The following is a 23,463-nucleotide window of genomic DNA, read 5'->3' as shown; positions in this document are numbered from 1 at the left end:
GGACGGGCTCGAACGGGCTCGCAGGAAAGGCCCTCCGGGGCGGACACCCGCCGGAGGGCCTTCGGCTCGGACGTGGCTCAGACGGCCTCGGCCACCGGCGCCTGCGCCTGGGCGGCGTCCGCCGGGTCCTTCTGCGGTCCGCCCTTGAGCGGGACCTCCTTCACGAACAGCGCCGCGACCAGCACGATCACGGCGACGGCCGTGCCCAGCAGGAAGGCGCTGTGGGTGCCCGCGGACACCGCGTGCTGGTACGCCTCGCGTGCCGCCGCCGGCAGCTTCGCCAGGCTCGCCGCGTCCAGCTGCGCGGACTGCTCGGTCAGCTGCCGGCCCGCCGAGCCGGCCCGCTCCGCCATGACGTCCTGGACCCGGTGGTTGAACAGCGCGCCCATGATGGCGACACCGAACGAGGAGCCGAGCGTACGGAACAGGGTGGTCGACGAGGACGCGACGCCCATGTCCTTCATCTGCACGCTGTTCTGCGCGACCAGCATGGTGATCTGCATCAGACAGCCCATGCCCAGACCCAGGACGGCCATGTACACGCCGGAGGTGAACCGTGAGGTGCCCGCGTCCATCAGGGACAGCAGATACAGACCGGCGACCATCAGCACGCCACCGGCGATCGGGAAGATCTTGTAGCGGCCGCTGTTGGTGGTGACCCGCCCCGCGACCATCGACGTGACCAGCATCGCGCCGAGCATCGGCAGGAGCAGCAGTCCGGAGTTGGTCGCGGACGCGCCCTGCACCGACTGCTGGTACAGCGGCAGGAACAGCGTGGCGCCGAACATCACGAAGCCGGTGATGAAGCCGATGACCGACATCAGGGTGAAGTTGCGGCTGCGGAAGATGTGCAGCGGCAGCACCGGCTCGGCGGCCTTGGTCTGCCAGAACACGAAGGCGACCAGCGAGACGATGCCGATGGCGCTCAGTTCCATGATCCGCGCGGAGGTCCAGGCGTACTCGGTGCCGCCCCAGGTCGTCACCAGCACGATCGCGGTGATGCCGACGGTCAGCAGCGTGGCACCCAGGTAGTCGATGCGGGTCTTGGTCCGCTTCTTCGGCAGGTGCAGCACCGCGCTGATCGCGGCCAGCGCGATCGCGCCGAGCGGCAGGTTGATGTAGAAGGCCCAGCGCCAGCCCCAGTTGTCGGTGATGGTGCCGCCGACCAGCGGGCCGCCGATCATCGCGAGCGCCATGACGCCGGCCATCATGCCCTGGTACTTGCCGCGCTCACGCGGCGGAATGAGATCGCCGATGATCGCCATGACGCCGACCATCAGACCGCCGGCGCCGAGACCCTGCACGGCCCGGAAACCGATCAGCTCGCCCATGTTCTGGGCCATGCCGCTCAGCGCGGACCCGATCAGGAAGATCACGATCGAGGTCATGAAGGCGCCCTTGCGGCCGTACATGTCCCCGAGCTTGCCCCAGATCGGGGTGGCCGCCGCGGTGGCGAGCGTGTACCCGGTCACCACCCAGGACAGGTGTTCGAGGCCGCCCAGTTCACCGACGATCGTCGGCATCGCCGTGCCCACGATCATGTTGTCGAGCATCGCGAGCATCATCGCGATCATCAGCGCGAGCAGGACCACGCGCACGCTCCTGGGCTGCTTGCCCTGCTCTTCGGATATCTCCTGGCCCGCCCGGGCCTGCGGTGTGTCCGCCATCGTCCGGCACTCCCCCTGCGGCGGCCACTTACTTGCCGCCCGGCTAGTTGACTACACTGGGGAAGGTAGACCCGTCACTAGCCGGTCGTCAAGTAAGTTTCCGCAGCAGCGCGAGGAGTACGAAAATGGGCGTCACCATGGACGGGACCAAGCAGCAGCGCCGCGGAAACACCCGCCAGCGCATCCAGGACGTGGCGCTCGAACTCTTCGCGGAGCAGGGGTACGAGAAGACCTCCCTGCGGGAGATCGCCGAACGCCTCGACGTCACCAAGGCGGCGCTCTACTACCACTTCAAGACGAAGGAAGAGATCATCGTCAGCCTCTTCAAGGATCTGACGAAGCCGATGGAGGACCTGATCGCCTGGGGCGAGGGGCAGCCGCACACCCTGGAGACCAAGCGGGAGATCATCCGGCGCTACAGTCAGGCGCTCGTCGACGCGGCGCCGCTGTTCCGCTTCATGCAGGAGAACCAGGCGACCGTGCGGGAGTTGCGCATCGGCGACTCGTTCAAGGACCGCATGCGCGGCCTGCGGGACATCATCATCGACCCGGAAGCGGACCTGGTCGACCAGGTCCGCTGTGTGAGCGCCATCTTCACTCTGCACGCCGGGATGTTCGTCCTCCAGGACCTGGAAGGCGACCCCGAGAAGAAGCGCGCGGCCGTTCTCGAGGTCGCCGTGGACCTGGTGACACAGGCGCACAAGGGCGCCGGGAACACCGGGACTTAGACCCGCACGCCCTTGCCGCGCAGGAAGGAGACCGGGTCTATCGCGGAGCCGTAGTTCGGGGTCGTACGGATCTCGAAGTGCAGGTGCGGGCCGGTGGAGTTGCCGGTGTTGCCGGAGCGCGCGATGTGCTGGCCGGCGGCGACGGCCTGGCCGACCTTCACGTCGATCCTGGACAGATGGGCGTACTGGGAGTACGTCCCGTTGCCGTGCTTGATGACGACGGCGTTGCCGTACGCGGGGCCGTCACCGGCGCCGTTGCCGCCGGCCTTCACGACGGTGCCGGTGGACGCGGCGACGACCTCGGTGCCGATCGGCACGGCGAAGTCCTGGCCGCTGTGCTTGGCCTTCCACATGCCGCCGGCCTGGTTGAAGCTCGCGGAGAGCGTGTACTGCTTCACCGGGTCGACCCATGCGGCCGCGCTCTGGGCGGCGGTGGTCGTTCCCGTGACGGTGGTCGCGGGAGTGGCGGCCGCCGCGACTCCGCCTCCCAGTACGGCCGAGACGCCGAGACCGGCGGCAAGGACCGCGGCACGGTTGCGGAGCAGGGACGTACGGGACCGGCGGGGCGTGACGCGCTGGAACATCGAAACCTCGTGTACTCGGGGACGGGAGACCCGGCCGGAGCACGGACGGCTCCCGGTCGGGCCATCCCTTGGTAACCCCCGGCCTCGCCCGCCTCCAAAACCCCCATCTACGAGGCGTTCTAGTACGCCACCGGGACATCGCCGCCTTTCTTGACAAATGCCTCACTAGTCGGACAAGCCTCCTGGCAGCGGCGAATCGACCCAAAAGCATCCGGGGTGAATGTCCTAATTTGCCCCAACGCGAACTCCCACTAAGTGGGCTAGTAACGGACATTTGCCCTGTGCGGCATGTCACCGAGCCCCTAGATCCAACCCCCTTCGAATGTGACCGGCGCTACGCCCGCCCCTCGGACCGAGCGCTCCGGTTAGGCTCCCTCCGTATTTCTCGTTCGCGTTTCTCGTTCGCGGCGGTACGACCACGGGGGTGGACGGATGGAGCCGGCGGTACTGGGCAGCAAGCTCGCCTCCAGCGTGATCGGGCCGCTGGTGAAGAAGCTGATCGTCAGCGACGGCCCCGGCGCCGGACTCGTGGACAAGCCGGTACGGCTGACCCGTCTGGTGTCCTTCCGTGGCGAGAAGCGCACCCTCACCGAGAGGGACGTCCACCGGCTCGCCGCGCGTCTGGTGCAAGAGGCGGTGGACTCCCCCGGCGAACCGCCCTTCCCGGCCCACGAACAGCCGGCCGTGGCCGACGCCCTCGCCCGCAGGCTGCTCGCCCTCGGCGACCTCGACATGGACGACGCCCAAGCGGTCCGGCTCGGCCACCGCGAGCTGGCCAAGAGGCTGCACCACGGCTCGGCGGCTCCCGACGGCCTGTCCGCGGATGCCGCCTTCTTCCTCGACTCCGCGACCGAATGGGCCTGCCTGCAGATCCTGGAGTTCTTCACCCGGCGCTCCACCTTTGTCGCCCGCACCCTCGTCGAACAGACCCGCGGGCAGGCCGAACTCATCGCCAAAGTGGACGAGTTGCTGGCCCGCGCCCAACGGCCCGACGCCCGCGACACCGCCTTCGAACGCCGCTACCTGCCCTACGTCGCGCGACAGCACGACCACATCACCCTCTACGGCGTCGATCTGCGCGACTCTCCCGACCGCTGGCCCCTGGAAGTCGCCTACCTGAGCCTGGAGACCACGGGCGACGACGCCGCGGGCGACGCCACCCCGGACGAGCACCCCTCCGCGGCCACGGTCCGGCTGGCCGCCGAGGACGCGCTGCGCGGCCACGACCGGGTGCTGCTGCGGGGCGACGCGGGCTCCGGCAAGACGACCCTGGTGCAGTGGCTTGCGGTGACGGCCGCCCTGCACGGGAACGGGCGCATCCCGTACGTCCTGCCGCTGCGCTCCCTGATCCGCGCGGGCGCGCTCCCGGCGCCCGCCGCCTTCCTCACCGCCGTGAACTGCCCGCTGTCACCGCCCGAAGGCTGGGCGGAACGCGTCCTGACCGCCGGCCGGGCCCTGGTCCTCGTCGACGGCCTGGACGAGATCCCGGCCGCCGAGCGCCATCGCACCCGCGACTGGCTGCTCGCCCTGGTCCACGCCTTCCCCGGCAACAAGTGGCTGCTGACCTCCCGCCCCACCGCCGTACGCCCCGACTGGCTGGCCGCCGAGGGCTTCCGCGAGCGGGCCCTGACTCCGATGCGCCGCGCCGACGTCACCACCTTCGTACGGCGCTGGCACACGGCGGCGCGGGCCGAGGAGTACGAGGCCGGGCTGCTGGACTCCCTGCGCACCAAGCGCGATCTGGCCCGGCTCGCCACCAACCCGCTGATGTGCGGCCTGATCTGCGCCCTGCACCGCGAGCGCCGCGGCTATCTGCCCACCGGCCGCAAGGAGTTGTACGACGCCTCCCTCACGATGCTGCTGTCCCGCCGGGACCGGGAGCGGGGCATGGGCGCGGTGGACGGCATGGAGCTGGGCGAGGAGGCCCAACTGGAGCTGTTGCAGCGCCTGGCCTACGCGCTCGTGCTGTCCGGCCGTACCGAGATGGACCTGGATGCGGCCGAGGGGATCGTGGAGCGCTGTCTGCCGGCGGTGGCGTCGGCCGCGGGCCAGGGGGACGCGGCGGCCGTGCTGCGGACGCTGCTGCTGCGCAGCGGTCTGCTGCGGCAACCGGCCGAGGGCGTCGTGGACTTCGTGCACCGCACCTTCCAGGACTACCTGGGCGCCCGGTACGCCGTCGCGGAGGGCCACCTGGACGTGCTGATGAGCCATGCGGACGACACTCAGTGGGAGGACGTCATCCGCATGGCGGTGGCCCACGCCCGACCCCGCGAACGGGCATTTCTGCTACGGCAGTTGACGGCACGCGAGGTGCCCCGGCTGAGTCTGCTGGCGCTGGCCTGCCTGGAGCAGGCGACGGCCGTGGATCCGGCGGTGCGGGCGGAGGTGGAGGAGCGTGCGGCGGCGCTGATTCCCCCGCGGACCACGCGGGACGCGCGGACGCTGGCCGAGGCGGGGCCGCTGGTGCTGGAGCTGCTGCCGGGCCCCGAGGGGCTGACGGACGAGGAGGCGCGGGGCGTGACGGTCACGGCCTCACTCCTCGGGGACGAGGAGCCGGAGGGGGCGCTGGCGGTGCTGCGCCGGTTCCGGAACCACCCGGACCTGGGCGTCCGGCGCCAACTGGTGGGGACCTGGGGCCGGTTCGACGCCGTCGAGTACGCGGCCGAGGTACTGGACCGGCTGGACCGTGCGAAGCTGCATCTGTCCTGCGGGTCGCCCGAACAGCTCGCGGCACTGGCCGGGATGCGGTCCTGGCACGAGCTCTCCTTGCAGGGTGAGCACCGGATGGCGGACATCCTGGCCGCCGTGCCGAGGGCCGACGCGGTGACCTCGCTCCAGTTGTCGGACAACCCCCGTCTCACCGATCTCGGGTCCCTGCTGCCGTTCGGCTCCCTCCACAGGCTGTGGATCCACGACTGCCCGGCGGCGGGCGGCCTGGACCGCCTCTCCGCGCTGCCGCTCAGCCTCTTCGGCTGCTCCGGAATCGGCGACCTGACGGGGCTGCGGACCCTGCGGTCGCTGACCAGGATCACCCTGAGCCAGCAACTGCCGGGCACCGACCTCACCGACACCCTGCCACCCGAAGCGCCCTTGGAATTCCTCTTCCTCGGCGCACACAGCACCGACGGCACGGGGCTGCGCGGGGTGCAGCACTGGACCGGCCTGAAGACGCTCAGCCTCGGCCCGCTGACCACGGAAGTGACGGCCGCCGACTGGCGGGCGGTCAGCGAACTGCCGGAGCTGACCCGGCTCTACCTGAACGCGCGGATCATCCAGGAGTTCCCGCAGTCCATCGCACGGATGCCACAGCTGCCGGGCATCGAGGTGCTGCGGGTCGTCTCGATGACGGGCGAGGAGGATCTGGCCCCTCTGGTGCCCCGGCTGCCCGGACTGCGTTCGGTGACCCTGACCAACCGGGCGGGGCACTCCGTTCCGGTCTCCCGCTTCGTGGGGCTCTTCCCCGGCGCGGAAACGAGCCTGGAGCCGCGCTGAGAACGGCCGAAGGGGCCGGTGCCCGCAAGGCACCGGCCCCTTCGGGGCGGCCAATCGGCCGGAGGCTTACGCCTCCTTGCTCAGGTTCGGACCGGCTCCGCCGGCCGCCTGCTCGATCGGCGGGGCGTCCGGCAGTGCGGACTTCTCCTCGCCCCGGAAGGTGAAGGTCTTGGTCTCGCCCTCACCCTCGGTGTCCACGACCACGATGTGACCGGGGCGCAGCTCACCGAAGAGGATCTTCTCCGAGAGCGTGTCCTCGATCTCGCGCTGGATCGTGCGGCGCAGCGGCCGGGCGCCCAGCACCGGGTCGTAACCCTTCTTGGACAGCAGCTCCTTGGCGGACTGGGACAGCTCGATGCCCATGTCCCGATCCTTCAGGCGCTCGTCCACCTTGCTGATCATCAGGTCGACGATCCGCAGGATGTCCTCCTGCGTCAGCTGCGGGAAGACGACCACGTCGTCGACGCGGTTGAGGAACTCGGGCCGGAAGTGCTGCTTCAGCTCGTCCGAGACCTTGTTCTTCATGCGCTCGTAGTTGGTCTTCGTGTCACCCGAGGCCGCGAAGCCCAGGTTGAAGCCCTTGGAGATGTCCCGGGTGCCGAGGTTGGTCGTCATGATGATGACCGTGTTCTTGAAGTCCACGACCCGGCCCTGGGAGTCGGTCAGCCGACCGTCCTCCAGGATCTGCAGCAGCGAGTTGAAGATGTCCGGGTGGGCCTTCTCGACCTCGTCGAACAGGACGACGGAGAACGGCTTGCGGCGGACCTTCTCGGTCAGCTGGCCGCCCTCCTCGTAGCCCACGTAGCCGGGGGGCGAACCGAACAGACGCGAGACCGTGTGCTTCTCGCTGAACTCCGACATGTCGAGGGAGATCAGCGCGTCCTCGTCACCGAACAGGAACTCGGCGAGCGCCTTGGACAGCTCGGTCTTACCGACACCGGACGGGCCGGCGAAGATGAACGAGCCACCGGGGCGCTTCGGGTCCTTCAGACCGGCACGCGTACGGCGGATCGCCTTCGACAGCGCCTTGACGGCGTCGACCTGGCCGATGACCCGCTTGTGGAGCTCGTCCTCCATGCGGAGCAGGCGGCTGGACTCCTCCTCGGTCAGCTTGAAGACCGGGATGCCGGTGGCCGTGGCGAGGACTTCGGCGATCAGCTCGCCGTCGACCTCGGCGACGACGTCCATGTCGCCGGCCTTCCACTCCTTCTCCCGCTTGGCCTTGGCGGCCAGGAGCTGCTTCTCCTTGTCGCGCAGGGAGGCGGCCTTCTCGAAGTCCTGCGAGTCGATCGCGGACTCCTTGTCCCGGCGCACGGCGGCGATCTTCTCGTCGAACTCGCGCAGGTCCGGCGGAGCGGTCATCCGGCGGATACGCATCCGGGAACCGGCCTCGTCGATCAGGTCGATCGCCTTGTCCGGCAGGAAGCGGTCCGAGATGTAGCGGTCGGCCAGGGTGGCGGCCTGGACCAGCGCCTCGTCCGTGATGGAGACCCGGTGGTGGGCCTCGTAGCGGTCACGCAGGCCCTTGAGGATCTCGATCGTGTGCGGCAGGGACGGCTCGGCGACCTGGATCGGCTGGAAGCGGCGCTCCAGGGCCGCGTCCTTCTCCAGGTGCTTGCGGTACTCGTCCAGCGTGGTCGCACCGATGGTCTGCAGCTCACCGCGGGCCAGCATCGGCTTCAGGATCGAAGCGGCGTCGATGGCGCCCTCGGCGGCACCCGCACCGACCAGCGTGTGCAACTCATCGATGAACAGGATGATGTCGCCGCGGGTGCGGATCTCCTTGAGCACCTTCTTCAGGCGCTCCTCGAAGTCACCGCGGTAGCGGGAGCCGGCGACCAGCGCGCCGAGGTCCAGCGTGTAGAGGTGCTTGTCCTTGAGCGTCTCGGGCACCTCGCCCTTGACGATGGCCTGGGCCAGGCCCTCGACGACGGCGGTCTTGCCGACGCCGGGCTCACCGATCAGGACCGGGTTGTTCTTGGTACGGCGGGACAGCACCTGCATGACCCGCTCGATCTCCTTCTCGCGCCCGATGACCGGGTCGAGCTTGGACTCGCGAGCGGCCTGGGTGAGGTTCCGGCCGAACTGGTCGAGGACCAGGGACGTCGAGGGAGTGCCCTCGGCAGGGCCGCCGGCGGTGGCGGTCTCCTTGCCCTGGTAGCCCGACAGCAGCTGGATGACCTGCTGGCGGACACGGTTGAGATCGGCGCCCAGCTTGACCAGGACCTGGGCGGCGACGCCCTCGCCCTCACGGATCAGACCGAGCAGGATGTGCTCCGTGCCGATGTAGTTGTGGCCCAGCTGAAGGGCCTCGCGGAGCGACAGCTCCAAGACCTTCTTGGCACGGGGGGTGAAGGGGATGTGCCCGGACGGGGCCTGCTGGCCCTGGCCGATGATCTCCTCCACCTGCTGGCGGACCGCCTCAAGCGAAATGCCGAGGCTCTCCAGGGCCTTGGCGGCGACACCCTCACCCTCGTGGATCAGGCCCAGGAGGATGTGCTCGGTGCCGATGTAGTTGTGGTTGAGCATCCGGGCTTCTTCCTGAGCCAGGACGACAACCCGCCGCGCGCGGTCGGTGAACCTCTCGAACATCGTTAATCGCTCCTCAGAGCGGTCAGGCAGTAAGGGGACGCTCCCCTCTCTGTCCTTCCGCAGCTTAGTCCCGCAAGCGGGGACCGCTCATTCCAACTGCCGACACCGTCCGGATCACCTCCGCTCTCGCGGAGACAAGCTGCTGCCTCCTGACCCCGAACGCCGACATCTGCTCCAACCCGATGGTGCGAGACGATGTTCCCGCAGGCCAGGCAGTTACCCCCACCATCAGTACGCCGATGGCGAACGTGAGACGGCCTGTTCTGCGTGTCGCCCCCTCCCACTAGGGATGTCTTACCCGTACGGACTGACACTCCATGCCGGGCGCCCCGGTTCCCTCCGCTATGGGCGAACAACCTTGCGCCTGCTCGGGCCCCCACGCGCCCCCTCGTCCGGCACTGTGCGCAGTCATCGGTACACCAAGCGTAACTCTCAGCGAGGTTCCACTGTTGCGCCTGGCATGGTTGGCACCCTTCCCATGATCCCGCTCCCCCGTCGGCCTGTCGCGCCGGACGCACGGGCCCGGGACTGGTACGAGAACGAGCTGGGCTGGGCCACGGCACCCGGGGGGCCGCTGCGGCTGCTCACGGGTGTGCGCTTCGACGTCCTGGACGTTCCGGCCGCGGCGGGCGCCGCGACGCTCCGGCATCTGGCGCCGGGCACTCCGGTGGCCCTGCGGGGCGAGCGGATGCGGCTTCTGGTGGCCGCGGGCAGCGCGGAGGAACTGCCGGGGCTGCTGGACTGGCTGGAGTGGGGCTCACTGCCGCTCGATCTGATCGCCCTGGGCGCGGGCGGGCGGCTGGACGCGCCGATGCCTCCTGAGCCCGGCGCCGGCGGACCGCGGCCGGCACTCCCGGGCCGTTCCGGGCCCGCGCCGCACGCGCGCGCGGTCCCCGCGCCGCGTTCCGCGCGTGCCGCTCATCCTGGGCAGGGGGCCGCCGTGTGGCTGCGGCCCCCCGAGCCGGGGCGCGAGGTCGAGACCTCGCTGCCGACCCTGTCGGCCGTGGGGGGCGGTGGGGGCGCCCCCGATCTCGTACGGCTGGTGGACACGGTGGCGACGTGCTGCCACCGGATCCGGCTGCGGCGCGCGTGCGCCGGGCCGTCGGCCGTTCAGCCGTTGGCCTTCTCGTAGGCCTCGCGGATGGACGCGGGAACACGGCCACGGTCGTTGACCTCGTAACCGTTCTCCTTCGCCCAGGCGCGGATCTGCGCGGTGTCCTGGCTGCCACCGGAAGCGGCGCGGGCCTTTCCACGTCCGCCCGAAGCACGGCCACCGGTACGACGGCCGCCCTTCACATAGGGGTCGAGAAGTCCGCGCAGCTTGTCCGCGTTGGCGGTCGTGAGATCGATCTCGTACGTCTTGCCGTCCAGCGCGAACGTCACGGTCTCGTCCGCCTCGCCACCGTCGAGGTCGTCGACAAGAAGGACCTGAACCTTCTGTGCCACCGGATTTCCTTTCATCGATAACTTGAGGGCTCGGAGCCCGCGGCGTCCGCCGTTTCGCCGCCCCCTGTTATATGCAGTACTGCAGTACGTCGGAAAGCAAACCGCCTTTGCCGGAAAAACACAAACCCCCGGCAGAGACTCTGGGGGGCGCACCAGTCCGGAAACATGCGCGTTTCGGACATAGGGAACGTGGGCAGGGTCGGCGGCCGGAATACCGGGTCAAGCCCCGGCGATCACAGATGCAGAAGCATCCGGCTGTTGCCCAAGGTGTTCGGTTTCACTCGTTCGAGACCCAGGAACTCGGCGACGCCTTCGTCATAGGAACGCAACAGCTCCGCGTAGACATCGGTGTCCACGGGTGTCTCGCCGATCTCCACGAAGCCGTGCTTCCCGAAGAAGTCCACTTCGAAGGTCAGGCAGAAAACGCGTCGAACACCGAGCCAACGGGCGGTGTGCAGCAACTTCTCCAGCAACCGGTGGCCGACGCCGGCGCCCTTCAGACCCGGCTTGACCGCGAGAGTGCGCACTTCCGCGAGGTCTTCCCACATGACGTGCAGCGCGCCGCAGCCGACCACCTCGGCGTTGTCGTCGCGTTCGGCGACCCAGAACTCCTGGATGTCCTCGTAAAGCGTGACGGTCGCTTTGTCGAGCAGGATGCGCTCACGGACGTACACGTCAAGGAGGCGGCGCACGGCCGGGACATCGCTGGTCCGGGCCCGCCGGACGGTGATGGCTTTTGCGGTGACTTCGGGGCGCTCTGCTGACATGAGCGGACGCTATCGCCCGCCGCCGTCCTGGGCGGAGCCGGGGTTCTCGGCGCCGGTATCGGGGACCGTATCGGGGGTTTCCGGGCCCTGGACGATGCGGACGGCGTCCCTGAGGGCCTGACGCTGTTCGTCGCTCATCATGCCGAAGAAGGCGACCAGAGCCGCCGCCGGGTTGTCACTGTGCGACCACGCCTCGTTCATCAGGGCGGCGGCGTAGGCGGCCCTGGTGGAGACGGCCTCATATCGATAGGCCCGGCCCTCGGCCTCGCGGCGCACCCAGCCCTTCTGATGGAGATTGTCCAATACGGTCATGACCGTGGTGTACGCGATCGACCGTTCCCGCTGAAGGTCTTCCAGGACTTCTCGAACGGTCACCGGGCGGTTCCACTTCCACACCCGCGTCATGACCGCGTCTTCGAGATCTCCCAATGGGCGAGGCACAACTCACAATAATAGTAGGAGACCCAACCAACGGCGCACCAAACGCCCCCTCCCTCAACAACCCGCCCAAAAAGTCTGCCCAACTCCCCGCGCAAGACCGCCTCCGCGCCGCACCGGGCACCACGGACGTAACGATCCAGAAGGGCGGCCGTGGTCCAGGGCGGGCGCCGGGATACGGGGCAGGCGGGCGGGGTCCGGAGGCGGGCGCCACGGGCGCGGGCAGGCGTCATGGTGCGCGGCGCGCATCTCAACCGCGGCGGGTGCGGCGGACCGGGCGGGTGCCTTGGCCGCCGAGGCAGGCACCGCAGGTCGTAGTGGCCGCCGCGGGCGGGTAGCCGGCGCACGCCGGTGCAAGCGCTCAGGCGTCGGGGTGTTCCACCGCGACCCAAGACGGCCGCCGTGGTCCAGGGCGGGCGCCGGGATACCGGGCAGGCGGGCGGGGTCCGTGATCAGGCGCCACCGGCGCGGGCAGGTGGGCGCTCGGGGCGCGGGCAGCCGCTCTGGTGCGGGGCGTGCGCCTCATACGCGGGCCGGAATGCGCCACGGGGTAGAGCGGGCGCCGCAACCGGGACAGGCACCGTGGGCACAGGCCCGGGAAGCGCCACGGGCGGGGCGGGCGTCGCTGTCCCGGACAGGCGCCGCGGTCTGGGTCGGGTGCCTCAGACGTCGGGTCGCCGCCGACCGGAGGGGATCGGACGCGGGCCGACACCGTGGTCCGGAGCGGGCTCCGCAGTCGGGCGCCGGCGCGGCGGCCGGGGCGGGCGCGGGGCGCGGGCAGTCCCGGGAGCTGGAGCGGGCGCGCGGTCCGGAAGCAGGCGCTGCGGGCCTGGAGCGGGCGCCTTGGGAGCCGGCCAATGCCCTGTGTGCGCCTCGACCCTGGCGGGGTGGGTGGGTCAGGCGTCGGAGTTGGCGGGGGTCTCCGTGCGGGTCAGGGCGGCGTCGACTGCGGCGTCTTCCTTGGTCTTGGCGGCGCCGCCCTGGGTCTTCACGATCACCCTGACCACACCGATGAAGAACACCGCCATGACGACGGGGGGCACGAGAGCGGAGACGTAGTCCATGCCCCCAGGGTAGCCACGCACCCCCGCCGCCGGCGGACCGCCCCTCAGCCGGCGGCGAGCCGCTGCTGAGGGGGGCCGGGGTTGGCGGGAGGCGTGGGCGGCTTGCGGCGCGGGAAGACCTCGCCGGGCGTCGGAATGGGCCGCGACGGCTTCGACGGGGCCGGGGCCGGCCGCTGCCCTGGCCGCTCGCCCGGCCGCTCCTTCGGGCGTTCCGCGGGCTTCTTGCCCTGTTCCTCGCCCGCGCCGCCCGGCAGGGCCAGCAGCCGCGTGCTCCGGCGGGAGGCGGGCACACTCGGCAGGACGGCGCCCCCTCCGCCCGTGCAGCGGCGCAGCAGGGCCGCCGCGCCGGGATTGCCGCGCAGCGCCCGCAGCGCGGCGAGGTCGTCGTCCGACGGCCGGTACCCGGCGGCCAGCGCCTCCTCCAGGAGCGCGAGATACCCGACGACGGTGCCGGGCAGGGCGGCGCGGTACCGGGCGAGGTCCGCCACCAGGAAGGCGCGCAACCGGGCTCCCTCGCGCATCGCCTCGTCGAGCGACTCGGCGAGCCGGAGACAGTCCTGGACGTCCTCGGCCGAAGCGGGGCAGGGGTGAACGGCGAGGGCGAGAGCACGGCGGAGCACACGCAGCTCCTCCGCACCGAACGCCATGCCGCCGCGGGATCCGTATGGCGTGGGCATGCACCGACGATACGCACTAATCAGACAAACTTGGCATAAGGGGCGCGCGTGGCGCGCGCAGCCCACCCACCTGGACGTCCGCGCCCCGCCCCGCGCCGGGCAGAAACAGGCCAAGGTCAGAGACGGACCCGGATCAGAGACGGGACATGTTCCGCTCGTACACCAGGCGCAGCCCGATCAGCGTCAGCCACGGCTCGTGCTCGTCGATGACAGACGACTCGCCCAGGACCATCGGCGCCAGCCCACCCGTGGCGATCACCGTCACGTCGTCCGGGTCGTCGGCCAGCTCCCGGGCCATCCGGGTCACCACGCCGTCGACCTGGCCGGCGAACCCGTACACGATCCCCGCCTGCATCGCCTCCACGGTGTTCTTGCCGATGACGCTGCGCGGCCGGGCCACCTCGATCTTCCGCAGCTGCGCGCCCTTGACCCCGAGCGCGTCGACCGAGATCTCGATGCCCGGCGCGATGACCCCGCCGATGTACTCCCCGCGCGCGCTGACCGCGTCGAACGTGGTCGCCGTGCCGAAGTCCACGACGATCGCCGGGCCCCCGTACAGCTCGACGGCCGCGACCGAGTTGATGATCCGGTCGGCGCCGACCTCCTTGGGGTTGTCGGTCAGGATCGGCACGCCGGTCTTCACTCCGGGCTCCACCAGCACCGCGGGCACGTCCCCGTAGTACCGCCGCGTCACCTCCCGCAGCTCGTGCAGCACCGACGGCACGGTCGCGCAGATCGAGATGCCGTCGATGCCGTCCCCGAGTTCGTCGCCGAGCAGCGGGTGCATGCCCATCAGCCCCTGCAGCAGCACCGCCAGCTCGTCCGCCGTGCGCCGGGCGTCCGTGGAGATGCGCCAGTGCTCGACGATGTCGTCACCGTCGAACAGACCCAGCACGGTGTGCGTGTTGCCCACGTCGATCGTGAGGAGCATGGCCCTACTCCGCCTCACGCAGGTCCAGGCCGATGTCCAGGATCGGCGAGGAGTGGGTGAGGGCACCGACGGCCAGGAAGTCCACGCCGGTGTCCGCGTAGGCCCTGGCGTTCTCCAGGGTCAGCCGGCCCGACGCCTCCAGCAGCGCCCGCCCGTCCGCGATGGCCACCGCCTCCTCGCACTCCCCGGGCGTGAAGTTGTCCAGCAGGACCAGGTCGGCGCCCGCGTCGACGACCTCGCGCAGCTGGTGCAGGGTGTCGACCTCGACCTCGATGGGCACGTCGGGGAACGCCGCCCGCACGGACTCGAAGGCCCTGCCGACGCCGCCCGCGGCGACCACGTGGTTGTCCTTGACCAGCGCCGCGTCCGACAGCGACATGCGGTGGTTGACCCCGCCGCCGCAGCGCACCGCGTACTTCTCCAGCGACCTGAGGCCCGGCGTCGTCTTGCGGGTGTCACGGACCTTCGTGCCGGTGTCGTCGAGGGCGTCCGCCCACGCACGCGTGGCCGTCGCGATGCCCGACAGGCGGCACAGCAGGTTCAGCGCGCTGCGCTCGGCCGTCAGCAGGTCACGCGTGCGCGTGGTGACCGACAGCAGCCGCTGCCCCGCCGCCACCCGGTCACCGTCCGTCACGTGCCGCTCGACCTCGAACTCGTCCGTGCAGACCACCGAGAGCACCGCCTCGGCGACCCGCAGGCCGGCCACCACGCCCGCCTCGCGCGCGGTGAAGTCCCCGGTGGCCACGGCCTCCTCGGGGATGGTCGCCACGGTCGTCACATCCACGCCGCCCGCCAGGTCCTCCTGGACGGCGACGTTCGCGATGTCCTCGATCTCCACGGGGTCGAGCCCGGCGTCGGCCAGGAGCTGGGCGAGCGCGGGGTCGAGCCCGCACTCCAGGTATGCCTCGTCGCCCTCGGCACCGCAGGCGCAGCCGTCGCCGCAGCCACCGGTCGAGGCGAGGGGAAGGTCGGGGGTGCTCACTTGTGTCACTGCTCCTGGGGACGGTGCTGCCGGGTCGGGGGGAAGTCTGCGGTGTCCGTGGTGCGCACGGCCAGCGTGCGGTCCGGATTCAGCCGTACGACGATGTGGCGCCGCCAGGCCGCGTCGTCGCGGGCGGGCCGGTCCTCGCGCCAGTGGCAGCCGCGGGTCTCCTCGCGCAGCCGGGCGGCGGCGACCAGGACGCGGGCCACGCACAGGAGATTGGTGGCCTCCCAGGTGTCCACGCCCGGCTCGGCGGTCTTGCCGTTCTCTTCGAGGGCGTCGCGGGCCTCGGTGTCCAGCCGCTGGAGCTGGTCGGCGGCCTTGGCCAGGGATTCCTCCGAGCGCAGGACGCCCGCGCCGTCGGTCATGATCCGCTGGATCGCGAAGCGCGCCTCGGGGCCGAGCAGCGGGTGCGCGGGCCGGCCCGGCTGCCCGACCGGGTCGGGTTCGCCGGCGGGCGGGCCGGCCGCCGCCCGGCTCGCCGCGATGTCGGCGGCGATCCGCTCGGCGTAGACCAGGCCCTCCAGGAGGGAGTTGGAGGCGAGCCGGTTGGCGCCGTGCACGCCGGTGCAGGCGACCTCGCCGCACGCGTACAGCCCGGGGACCGTCGTACGGCCCCGGGAGTCGGTGCGGACGCCGCCGGAGGCGTAGTGGGCGGCCGGGGCGACCGGGATGGGCTCCTCGACCGGGTCGATGCCGTGGGCGCGGCAGGCGGCCAGGATCGTCGGGAAACGGTGCTCCCACATGGCGGCGCCGAAATGCCGGGCGTCCAGGAGCATGTGCCCGGCGTCCTGCTCCTGCATACGGCGCATGATGGCCTTGGCGACGATGTCCCGGGGCGCCAGCTCGGCCAGTTCGTGCTGCCCGAGCATGAAGCGCACGCCGTCGCCGTCGACCAGGTGGGCGCCCTCGCCGCGCACCGCCTCGGAGACCAGCGGCTGCTGGCCCTCCGCGTCCGCCCCGAGGAACAGCACGGTCGGGTGGAACTGCACGAACTCCAGGTCGGATACCTCCGCGCCCGCGCGCAGGGCGAGCGCGACGCCGTCGCCCGTCGACACCGACGGGTTGGTGGTCGCCGAGAACACCTGGCCCATGCCGCCGGTCGCCAGCACCACGGCGGGCGCGTGCACGGCGCCCACGCCGTCGTGCTGGCCCTCGCCCATGACGTGCAGGGTCACGCCCGCGGTCCGGCCGTCCGCGCCCGTCAGCAGGTCGAGCACGAGCGCGTTCTCGATGGTGCGCAGTCCACGCGCGTGTACGGCCTCCACGAGCGCCCGGGAGACCTCCGCGCCGGTGGCGTCGCCGCCTGCGTGCGCGATGCGGCGGCGGTGGTGGCCGCCCTCCCGGGTCAGCTCGATGTCGCCCTCGTCGTCGGTGTCGAAGTGGGCGCCGGTGGAGATCAGCCGCCGCACCGCGTCGGGGCCCTCGGTGACGAGGATCCGTACGGCCTCCTCGTCGCACAGGCCGGCGCCCGCCACCAGGGTGTCGTCCAGGTGCTGCTCGGGGCTGTCGCCCTCGCCGAGGGCCGCCGCGATGCCGCCCTGCGCCCAGCGGGTGGAGCCGTCGTCGAGGCGGGCCTTGGTGACGACGACGGTGCGCAGGCCGGCCGCCTCGCAGCGCAGGGCCGCGGTGAGTCCGGCCACGCCGGAGCCGACGACGACCACGTCCGCGTCGATGGACCACCCGGGAGCGGGCGCGTGCAGTCGTATGCCTGTGCTGGTCACGAGGCGGCTCCGAGGGTTCCGAAGGTGAGGGGGATGTTGTCGATCAGCCGGGTCGTCCCGACCCGGGCGGCCACGGCCAGGACGGCCTCGCCGGTGAAGTCGTCGTCGATCTCGGTGAAGTCCGCCGGGTCGACGAGGGCCACGTAGTCCAACTCAAGCGGCGGGTCGTAGCGGGCCGCCTCGTCAAGGACGGTGCGGGCGGCGGCGCGGACGGCCGCCGCGGCTCCCGGCACGGCCTTGGCGACGGCATGCGCGTCGGCCGCCGCCCGGGCCTCGCCGAGCGCGCTCAGCGCCTCGGCACGCGCACGCGTGGAGGGCACCGCGAGGGCACGCGCGCGCAGCGCCTCCTGGGCGGCGTGCCGGTCGTGGCCGGCGAACAGGGCCCGGGACAGTGCGAGCGCGGTGCGCCGCTCGTCGGGCGAGAGATAGCGGTTGCGGCTGGACAGGGCCAGGCCGTCGGGTTCGCGCACGGTCGGCACGGCGACGATGTCGACGCCGAAGTTCAGATCCCGCACCATGCGCCGGATCAGGGCCAGCTGCTGGGCGTCCTTCTGCCCGAACAGGGCCAGGTCGGGGCGGGTGAGGTGGAACATCTTGCCGACGACCGTGAGCACGCCGTCGAAGTGGCCGGGGCGCGCGGCGCCCTCCAGTCGCTCGCCCATGGGGCCGGCGGAGATGCGCACCTGGGGCCGGCCGCCAGGGTAGACCTCGTCCACCGACGGCGCGAACACCGCGTCGGCGCCCGACTGTTCGGCGATCTTCAGGTCGGCTTCGAGGGTGCGCGGATAGCGGTCGAGGTCCTCGCCCGCGCCGAACTGGAGCGGGTTGACGAAGACGGTGACGATCACGAACCCGGCGTCGCCGACGCGCTCGCGCGCGGCCCGGACCAGGGTGGCGTGGCCTTCGTGCAGGGCGCCCATGGTCATGACGACGGCGGTCCGTCCAGCTGCCGCGTCACGGTCGCGCACGCGCGTCAGGTCCTCCGCCGTGGGGACGAGTTCGAAGCGACGGCGGCTCATCGGTCTTCCCCGTTCTCGGGCAGGTCCGTGCCCGTGGCGAGCACTCCGAGCAGGTCCTCGGCCAGTTCCGGCTTCAGCAGCCCGTGCGCCAGGGCACGGTCGGCGGTCGCGCGGGCCATCGCCAGATAGCCGGCGACGCTCTGCGGGGCGTGCTTGCGCAACTCGGTCACGTGCGCCGCGACCGTGCCCGCGTCACCGCGCGCGACGGGCCCGGTCAGCGCGGCGTCACCGGAGCGCAGGGCGTTGTCCAGGGCGGCGCCGAGCAGCGGGCCGAGCATCCGGTCGGGCGCCGCGACGCCGGCCGCGCGCAGCAGCTCCATGGACTGCGCGACCAGGGTCACCAGATGGTTGGCGCCCAGGGCGAGGGCCGCGTGGTACAGCGGGCGGTTCTCCTCGGCGATCCACTCGGGCTCGCCGCCCATCTCGATGACCAGCGCCTCGGCGGCCAGCCGCAGCTCGTCGGGCGCGGTGACGCCGAAGGAGCAGCCGGCCAGCCGCTGGACGTCCACGGGGGTGCCGGTGAAGGTCAGCACGGGGTGCAGCGCGAGCGGCAGCGCGCCCGCGCGCAGCGCCGGGTCCAGGACCCGCGCGCCGTAGCGCCCCGAGGTGTGCACGAGCAGCTGCCCCGGCCGTACGGCGCCGGTCTTGGCGAGGCCCGTCACCAGGCCCGGCAGGGTGTCGTCCGGGACGGTGAGCAGGACCAGGTCGGCCCGCTCGAGGACGTCGGCGGGCGGCACGACCGGCACGTCCGGCAGCAGCAGTTCGGCCCGCCTCCTGGAGGCGTCGGAGACCGCGGAGACGGCCACCGGCCGGTGCCCGGCGAGCCGCAGGGACGCGGCCAGGGCGGGGCCCACCCGGCCGGCGCCGACGACGCCCACGGTGAGCCGCGCGGGGCGGTCCTTGAGGTCTGGCTGTTGGTCTGTACTCACGCGACGGTGGCCTTCCCGTTCCAGTCCGCTCTGGGTACCGGACGATTTCTCGTCATGTTAACGCGATCGGCCCAGACCCCAACCGCTCGTCCACAGCCTGTGGACCCCCGGGACCGGCTGGGGCCCGGTGGTGGGGGCCCGTGCGGGAAAGGCCATGCGCCCCACATTGGGCCCACACCCCGTGGCCCACCATCCGAGGCACCCCGTATCGCTCCAGAGCCACATCGGCCGCGTGCGGCCCATCAAACTTGCGCAGGCCCCACAGGCACCGCGCAGCCGCCCACGCCCACATGCGCCGTCAACCGCTCCGGCCCCGCATGCGCCCCATCGCTCCGCTCGTGCTCCGCCACCGCACGCGAGCCGCGTCAGGGCACCTCCCCGCCCAGCATCCGCATCGCATGCCATCCGCAATCGTGGCGCGGTAGGCCGGGCACCCCGCACGGCCCGGTTGGCACGCGCCCGTCCACGCCCAGCTCGCGCACCACCCCCGCGTGGCCCACGCACCGCTCGAACCACCGTCACCGTCCTGCGGCGCCCGCGGTGCGCCGGGATGCCGGCTATTGGAAATCGGGCTGCTTTCGGGGTGGGGGGAGCGGCATGATCCGGGGCATGAGTGACAAGGCTGAGCGAGGCGAAGAGCCGTCGGAGCGGCTGCGGGAGCGGCGGGCGGCGGCGCACCGGAAGGCACGGCACGTGCTGGACCGCCCCGGCATACGGGCCACGATCCGCGAACGGCTGGAGCTGCTGCTGGAGGCCGGATCGCAGGTGTACGACCTGGACGAACCGGCGGACATGTACGGCGACCGGATCGTGACGGCCCTGGAGGACCGGGTCGCCGCGCTGCTCGGCACGGAGGCCGCCGCGTTCTTCCCGACGGGCACGATGGCCCAGCAGGTGGCCCTGCGCTGCTGGGCGGCCCGCACCGGCAACACATCGGTCGCACTGCACCCGCTGTCGCACCCCGAGGTGCATGAGCGCCATGCGCTCAGCCAGGTCAGCGGCCTGCGCCCGGTCCATGTGACCACCGCGACCCGGCTCCCCACGGCCGACGAGATACAGGCACTCGCGGAGCCCTTCGGCACCCTGATGCTGGAGCTGCCCCTCCGGGACGCCGGTTTCGTGCTGCCCACCTGGCAGGAGCTGACCGAGGTCGTGGCTGCCGCCCGGGAACGGGACGCCGTGGTGCACTTCGACGGGGCCCGGCTGTGGGAGTCGACCGTCCATTTCGGCCGCTCCCTGGACGAGATCGCCGGCCTGGCCGACAGCGTCTACGTGTCGTTCTACAAGTCCCTCGACGGCCTGAGCGGCGCCGCGCTCGCCGGCGGCAGGGGGCTGGTGGAGGACGCCAAGGTCTGGCGGCACCGGTACGGCGGCACGCTGTTCCAGCAGTTCCCGGCCGCGCTGTCGGCGCTCGTCGGACTGGAGCGTGAGCTGCCCCGGCTGCCGGAGTACGTGCGGCACGCGCGCGTGGTGGCCGGCGCGCTGCGCGAGGGGCTGACCGCGGCCGGGCTGCCGTGGGCGGGCGTGCACCCGGAGGAGCCGCACACCCACCAGTTCCAGGTCTGGCTGCCGTACGAGCCGGACGTGGCCGCGGAGGCCGCGGTGCGCCAGGCCGAGGAGACCTCCGTCGCCCTGTTCGCGGGCGCGTGGCAGTCCGGCGGACCCGGCCTCGCCGTGACGGAGGTCACTGTCGGGGCGCCCGGCCTGGAGTGGACGGGGCAGGACGTGAGGGCGGCCGTGGCCGAGTTCGCCGCCCGGCTGCCGGAGAAGCCGTAACCACCGGGCGTGGGAACCCGCGTACCACCCTCGATGTCAGTGGTGGCGTGCACCATGGGGTCATGAGTGTGCGCATCGACATCGCGGGGCTGCGGCCGGAGCGGGTCGTCGTCGTGCCCTCGCCGCTGGCCGAGCTGGGCATGGCGCTGCACGCGCTGTCGGAGCCCGGGCACCATCCGGGTCTGCGCGGCTGGGCGGCGGACGTGACCGCCCGGCTGGACGCGCACCTCGCCGACCGGATGTGCGACGCGGACTTCCTGTGGCGGACGACGTTCTCGGACCTGTTCATGCCGTTCGCGGGCCTGCCCGGCGCGGTCCCCGGCACCACCCTCGCCGAGGACATGGACCTGCTGGACAAGCTGGCGGACGAGGATTTCGTGGACGCGGCCCTGGAGTTCACGTGCACGCTCACGTACGACACCCGGGCGCCGGACATCCTGTCGAACGCCGGGGTGCGCCGCCGCGCGCTGGAGGCGGCCGCCTCGCGCGGGCCGCGGCAGGTGCGGTTCACGCAGCGGCTGCTGGACGACCCGCCGAGCGTCCGGTCCTGGCTGCGGCGGTTCCTGGAGGACTGCGACGAGGCGTTCTTCGCGGACACCTGGGACCGGCTGCGCCACCAGCTCTCGGCGGACGCCCGGCACAAGGGCGAGATGCTGCGCCGCAAGGGGCTGGCCGAGGCGCTGGCCGCCGTCTCCCCGGCCGTGACGCTGGACGAGTCGGCCGCGCGGATCACCGTGGACAAGCTCTCCGAGGGCCGCACGGTCACCGCGGGCGGCGGCCTGCTCCTGATCCCGTCGACCCTGGGCCGGCCGCATCTGAGCGTGCTGTACCGCTACGGGTGGCAGCCCACCCTGCACTACCCGGTCGCCTCCCCCGAGCCGGCCTCGCCCCCGTCGGTGGAGCAGCTGACGCTGCGGATGACCGCGCTGTCCCACCCGGTCCGCATGCGAATATGCCGCCATCTGGCGCGCAGCGCGTACACCACGAGCGAGCTGGCCCAGGTGCACGGCCTGACCGCACCCGAGGTGTCCCGGCATCTGGGCGTGCTGAAGAAGGCGGGCCTGGTCACCACCCGCCGCCGCGGCCGCTATGTGCTGCACCAGCTGGACGTGACGGTCGTCGCCCGGCTGGGCGGCGACCTCCTGGAGGGGCTGCTGCGTTAGCGCTCCGCTGGAAGGGCCGTGATGTGCGGTCAGTCGGCTGCGGCAGCATCGTGGCTGGTCGCGCAGTTCCCCGCGCCCCTTCGGGGCGCTGCCGGACCGTGATCAGTCGAAGCGGATGTGCCGCAGCCCGACGCCGGCCTGTCTGATCCGCGTGCGCAGCGCGCCCTCGGTGTTGGGCAGCAGCGTCAGCCCGGCCAGCACCGCGATCCGGTCCGCCGTCTTGGGCACGGTCGAGTGGTCGGTCCACAGGTGCTCGGCGAACTCCGGCTCGCGCAGCCGCTCCAGGCAGTGGTCGAGCTGCTGGACGGCCCAGCTCTCCCTGCGCGGAACCGTCTTCTTGCCGCCGGGGAGCCGCAGCAGCTGCCCGAGGCTCCGCTCGCGCAGCCGCCGCAGCACCGTCTCGCGCTCGGCGAGCAGCGTGAAGTGCTGGACGTCATGGCCGAGTTCACGCAGCCGGCCGACGGTCTCGGCGAAGTGGCCCGGGTCGGTGACCGTCATGGGTGCGATCACCACGCCGTCGTGCTTGGCCAGGGCGAGATCGAGCACTTCGACCACGCCCTGCCGCCAGGCTGCCAAGTCCTGGAAGTCTCCGCGCAGTCCGGGCGGGAGCATGCGCCTCAGCCCGAAGCCGGGGCGCTCGGGGTCGCAGATCACGCTGCCGGGCAGGCGGCGCTGGATCTCGTGCGCGGTCTGTGTCTTGCCGCCCCCGAAGGGGCCGTTGATCCACAGGAGCATGCGCAGACCCTATCGATGCCCCGGCGCGGGGTCAGCCGTGTCCGCCCGCCCGCACCAGACCCGTCTCGTACGCGAGGACCACCACCTGCACCCGGTCCCGCAGCCCCAGCTTGGTCAGGATGCGGCCGACGTGGGTCTTGACCGTCGCCTCGGACAGCACCAGCCGGGCCGCGATCTCGCCGTTCGACAGGCCCTGGGCCACCAGCACCATGACCTCGCGCTCGCGGTCCGTGAGCCGGTCCAGCTCCTTGTGCTGCGGCTCCCCGCCGACGGGGGGCAGCATCGGCGCGAAACGGTCGAGCAGGCGCCGGGTGGTGGAGGGGGCGACGACGGCGTCGCCGCTGTGCACGGAGCGGATGGCGGTCAGCAGTTCGGCGGGCGGCACGTCCTTCAGCATGAAGCCGGAGGCGCCCGCCTTCAGCCCGGAGAAGGCGTACTCGTCCAGGTCGAAGGTGGTCAGGATCAGTACCTTCGGAGGGTCGGGCTCCGAGCAGATGCGGCGGGTGGCCTCCACACCGTCCAGCTTCGGCATGCGGACGTCCATCAGGACGACGTCGACGGCGGTGGAGCGCAGCACCTGAAGGGCCTCGACGCCGTCACCCGCTTCCGCGACGACCTCCATGTCCGGCTGGGCGGCGAGCACCATCCGGAAACCGGTGCGCAGCAGCACCTGGTCATCGACGAGCATCACGCGGATCGTCATCGGGTCCTCTCTTCGGCTCTGGGGTCTGCCGCGGGGTGTGACAGGT

General features: G+C 71.7%; 20 protein-coding genes. 5 read left to right on the top strand and 15 right to left on the bottom strand.

Going from position 1 to position 23,463, the window contains the following annotated elements; all coding sequences use genetic code 11:
* Positions 1 to 77: 77 nt before the first annotated feature.
* Positions 78 to 1,667, bottom strand: coding sequence for an MDR family MFS transporter (locus tag ACIRFL_RS23400; protein WP_404031494.1), 1,590 nt, complete (start codon positions 1,665 to 1,667; stop codon positions 78 to 80).
* Between the two features lie 125 nt (positions 1,668 to 1,792).
* Here ACIRFL_RS23400 and ACIRFL_RS23395 point away from each other — a divergent pair, with 125 nt between their 5' ends.
* Positions 1,793 to 2,395 carry a TetR/AcrR family transcriptional regulator gene (locus ACIRFL_RS23395; protein WP_404031491.1) on the top strand — a complete coding sequence of 201 codons (603 nt, stop codon included), beginning with the start codon at positions 1,793 to 1,795 and terminating at the stop codon, positions 2,393 to 2,395.
* Here ACIRFL_RS23395 and ACIRFL_RS23390 read toward each other — a convergent pair.
* Positions 2,392 to 2,979 (bottom strand): M23 family metallopeptidase, encoded by a 588-nt coding sequence (locus ACIRFL_RS23390; protein ID WP_404031488.1) that lies wholly within the window; start codon positions 2,977 to 2,979, stop codon positions 2,392 to 2,394. The two genes, ACIRFL_RS23395 and ACIRFL_RS23390, sit on opposite strands and share 4 nt — an antisense overlap.
* 432 nt (positions 2,980 to 3,411) lie before the next feature.
* Here ACIRFL_RS23390 and ACIRFL_RS23385 point away from each other — a divergent pair, with 432 nt between their 5' ends.
* Entirely contained in the window at positions 3,412 to 6,471 is a 3,060-nt protein-coding gene (locus tag ACIRFL_RS23385) for an NACHT domain-containing protein (RefSeq protein WP_404031485.1), read from the top strand.
* Positions 6,472 to 6,537: 66 nt separating this feature from the next.
* Here ACIRFL_RS23385 and ACIRFL_RS23380 read toward each other — a convergent pair whose 3' ends face one another.
* Entirely contained in the window at positions 6,538 to 9,063 is a 2,526-nt protein-coding gene (locus ACIRFL_RS23380; protein WP_388719710.1) for an ATP-dependent Clp protease ATP-binding subunit, read from the bottom strand.
* 460 nt (positions 9,064 to 9,523) lie between these two features.
* Here ACIRFL_RS23380 and ACIRFL_RS23375 point away from each other — a divergent pair, with 460 nt between their 5' ends.
* A complete protein-coding gene (locus ACIRFL_RS23375) occupies positions 9,524 to 10,195 on the top strand; it encodes an SCO3374 family protein (RefSeq protein ID WP_404031481.1) in 672 nt (223 codons plus the stop codon).
* Here ACIRFL_RS23375 and ACIRFL_RS23370 read toward each other — a convergent pair.
* The 10 genes from ACIRFL_RS23370 to ACIRFL_RS23325 form a co-directional block, all read right to left on the bottom strand.
* The gene (locus ACIRFL_RS23370) at positions 10,174 to 10,509 is read right to left on the bottom strand and encodes an Lsr2 family protein (protein ID WP_149512141.1); all 336 of its coding nucleotides are present in this window, start codon (positions 10,507 to 10,509) and stop codon (positions 10,174 to 10,176) included. The two genes, ACIRFL_RS23375 and ACIRFL_RS23370, sit on opposite strands and share 22 nt — an antisense overlap.
* Before the next feature lie 233 nt (positions 10,510 to 10,742).
* Entirely contained in the window at positions 10,743 to 11,276 is a 534-nt protein-coding gene (locus ACIRFL_RS23365) for an amino-acid N-acetyltransferase (protein WP_404031478.1), read from the bottom strand.
* Between the two features lie 9 nt (positions 11,277 to 11,285).
* Positions 11,286 to 11,681: a BlaI/MecI/CopY family transcriptional regulator gene (locus tag ACIRFL_RS23360; protein ID WP_404031569.1), complete on the bottom strand. Its 396-nt coding sequence runs from the start codon at positions 11,679 to 11,681 to the stop codon at positions 11,286 to 11,288.
* 929 nt (positions 11,682 to 12,610) lie between these two features.
* Positions 12,611 to 12,778: a hypothetical protein gene (locus ACIRFL_RS23355; RefSeq protein ID WP_404031475.1), complete on the bottom strand. Its 168-nt coding sequence runs from the start codon at positions 12,776 to 12,778 to the stop codon at positions 12,611 to 12,613.
* A 44-nt stretch (positions 12,779 to 12,822) separates the two neighbouring features.
* Positions 12,823 to 13,455, bottom strand: coding sequence for a hypothetical protein (locus ACIRFL_RS23350; RefSeq protein ID WP_404031473.1), 633 nt, complete (start codon positions 13,453 to 13,455; stop codon positions 12,823 to 12,825).
* Positions 13,456 to 13,588: 133 nt separating this feature from the next.
* Complete coding sequence (locus ACIRFL_RS23345; RefSeq protein WP_404031470.1) at positions 13,589 to 14,386, bottom strand: type III pantothenate kinase; 798 nt, start codon at positions 14,384 to 14,386, stop codon at positions 13,589 to 13,591.
* A gap of 4 nt (positions 14,387 to 14,390) precedes the next feature.
* A complete protein-coding gene (nadC, locus tag ACIRFL_RS23340) occupies positions 14,391 to 15,368 on the bottom strand; it encodes a carboxylating nicotinate-nucleotide diphosphorylase (protein WP_404031467.1) in 978 nt (325 codons plus the stop codon).
* 5 nt (positions 15,369 to 15,373) lie between these two features.
* On the bottom strand, positions 15,374 to 17,092 hold the full coding sequence (locus ACIRFL_RS23335; protein ID WP_404031464.1) for an L-aspartate oxidase: 1,719 nt from the start codon (positions 17,090 to 17,092) through the stop codon (positions 15,374 to 15,376).
* The gene (gene panC, locus ACIRFL_RS23330; RefSeq protein WP_404031461.1) at positions 17,089 to 18,111 is read right to left on the bottom strand and encodes a pantoate--beta-alanine ligase; all 1,023 of its coding nucleotides are present in this window, start codon (positions 18,109 to 18,111) and stop codon (positions 17,089 to 17,091) included. The genes ACIRFL_RS23335 and panC overlap by 4 nt, the downstream gene beginning before the upstream one ends.
* On the bottom strand, positions 18,108 to 19,040 hold the full coding sequence (locus ACIRFL_RS23325; RefSeq protein ID WP_404031458.1) for a Rossmann-like and DUF2520 domain-containing protein: 933 nt from the start codon (positions 19,038 to 19,040) through the stop codon (positions 18,108 to 18,110). The genes panC and ACIRFL_RS23325 overlap by 4 nt, the downstream gene beginning before the upstream one ends.
* A gap of 609 nt (positions 19,041 to 19,649) precedes the next feature.
* Between ACIRFL_RS23325 and ACIRFL_RS23320 the strand changes: the two genes are divergently transcribed.
* The gene (locus tag ACIRFL_RS23320; RefSeq protein WP_404031455.1) at positions 19,650 to 20,816 is read left to right on the top strand and encodes a threonine aldolase family protein; all 1,167 of its coding nucleotides are present in this window, start codon (positions 19,650 to 19,652) and stop codon (positions 20,814 to 20,816) included.
* Between the two features lie 62 nt (positions 20,817 to 20,878).
* The gene (locus tag ACIRFL_RS23315; protein ID WP_404031453.1) at positions 20,879 to 21,979 is read left to right on the top strand and encodes a DUF5937 family protein; all 1,101 of its coding nucleotides are present in this window, start codon (positions 20,879 to 20,881) and stop codon (positions 21,977 to 21,979) included.
* Positions 21,980 to 22,081: 102 nt separating this feature from the next.
* Here the strand turns inward: ACIRFL_RS23315 and ACIRFL_RS23310 are convergent, their stop codons facing one another.
* Entirely contained in the window at positions 22,082 to 22,714 is a 633-nt protein-coding gene (locus ACIRFL_RS23310; protein ID WP_404031451.1) for an AAA family ATPase, read from the bottom strand.
* 31 nt (positions 22,715 to 22,745) lie between these two features.
* Positions 22,746 to 23,417, bottom strand: a complete 672-nt coding sequence (locus ACIRFL_RS23305; RefSeq protein ID WP_404031449.1) for a response regulator — start codon at positions 23,415 to 23,417, stop codon at positions 22,746 to 22,748.
* Positions 23,418 to 23,463 lie beyond the last annotated feature (46 nt).

This window comes from Streptomyces sp. NPDC102462, from assembly GCF_044765425.1.
In the GTDB taxonomy this organism is placed as follows: Bacteria; Actinomycetota; Actinomycetes; order Streptomycetales; family Streptomycetaceae; genus Streptomyces.
The sequence above is the reverse complement of the archived record's forward strand: the minus strand, read 5'-3'. Positions and strand labels throughout refer to the sequence as shown.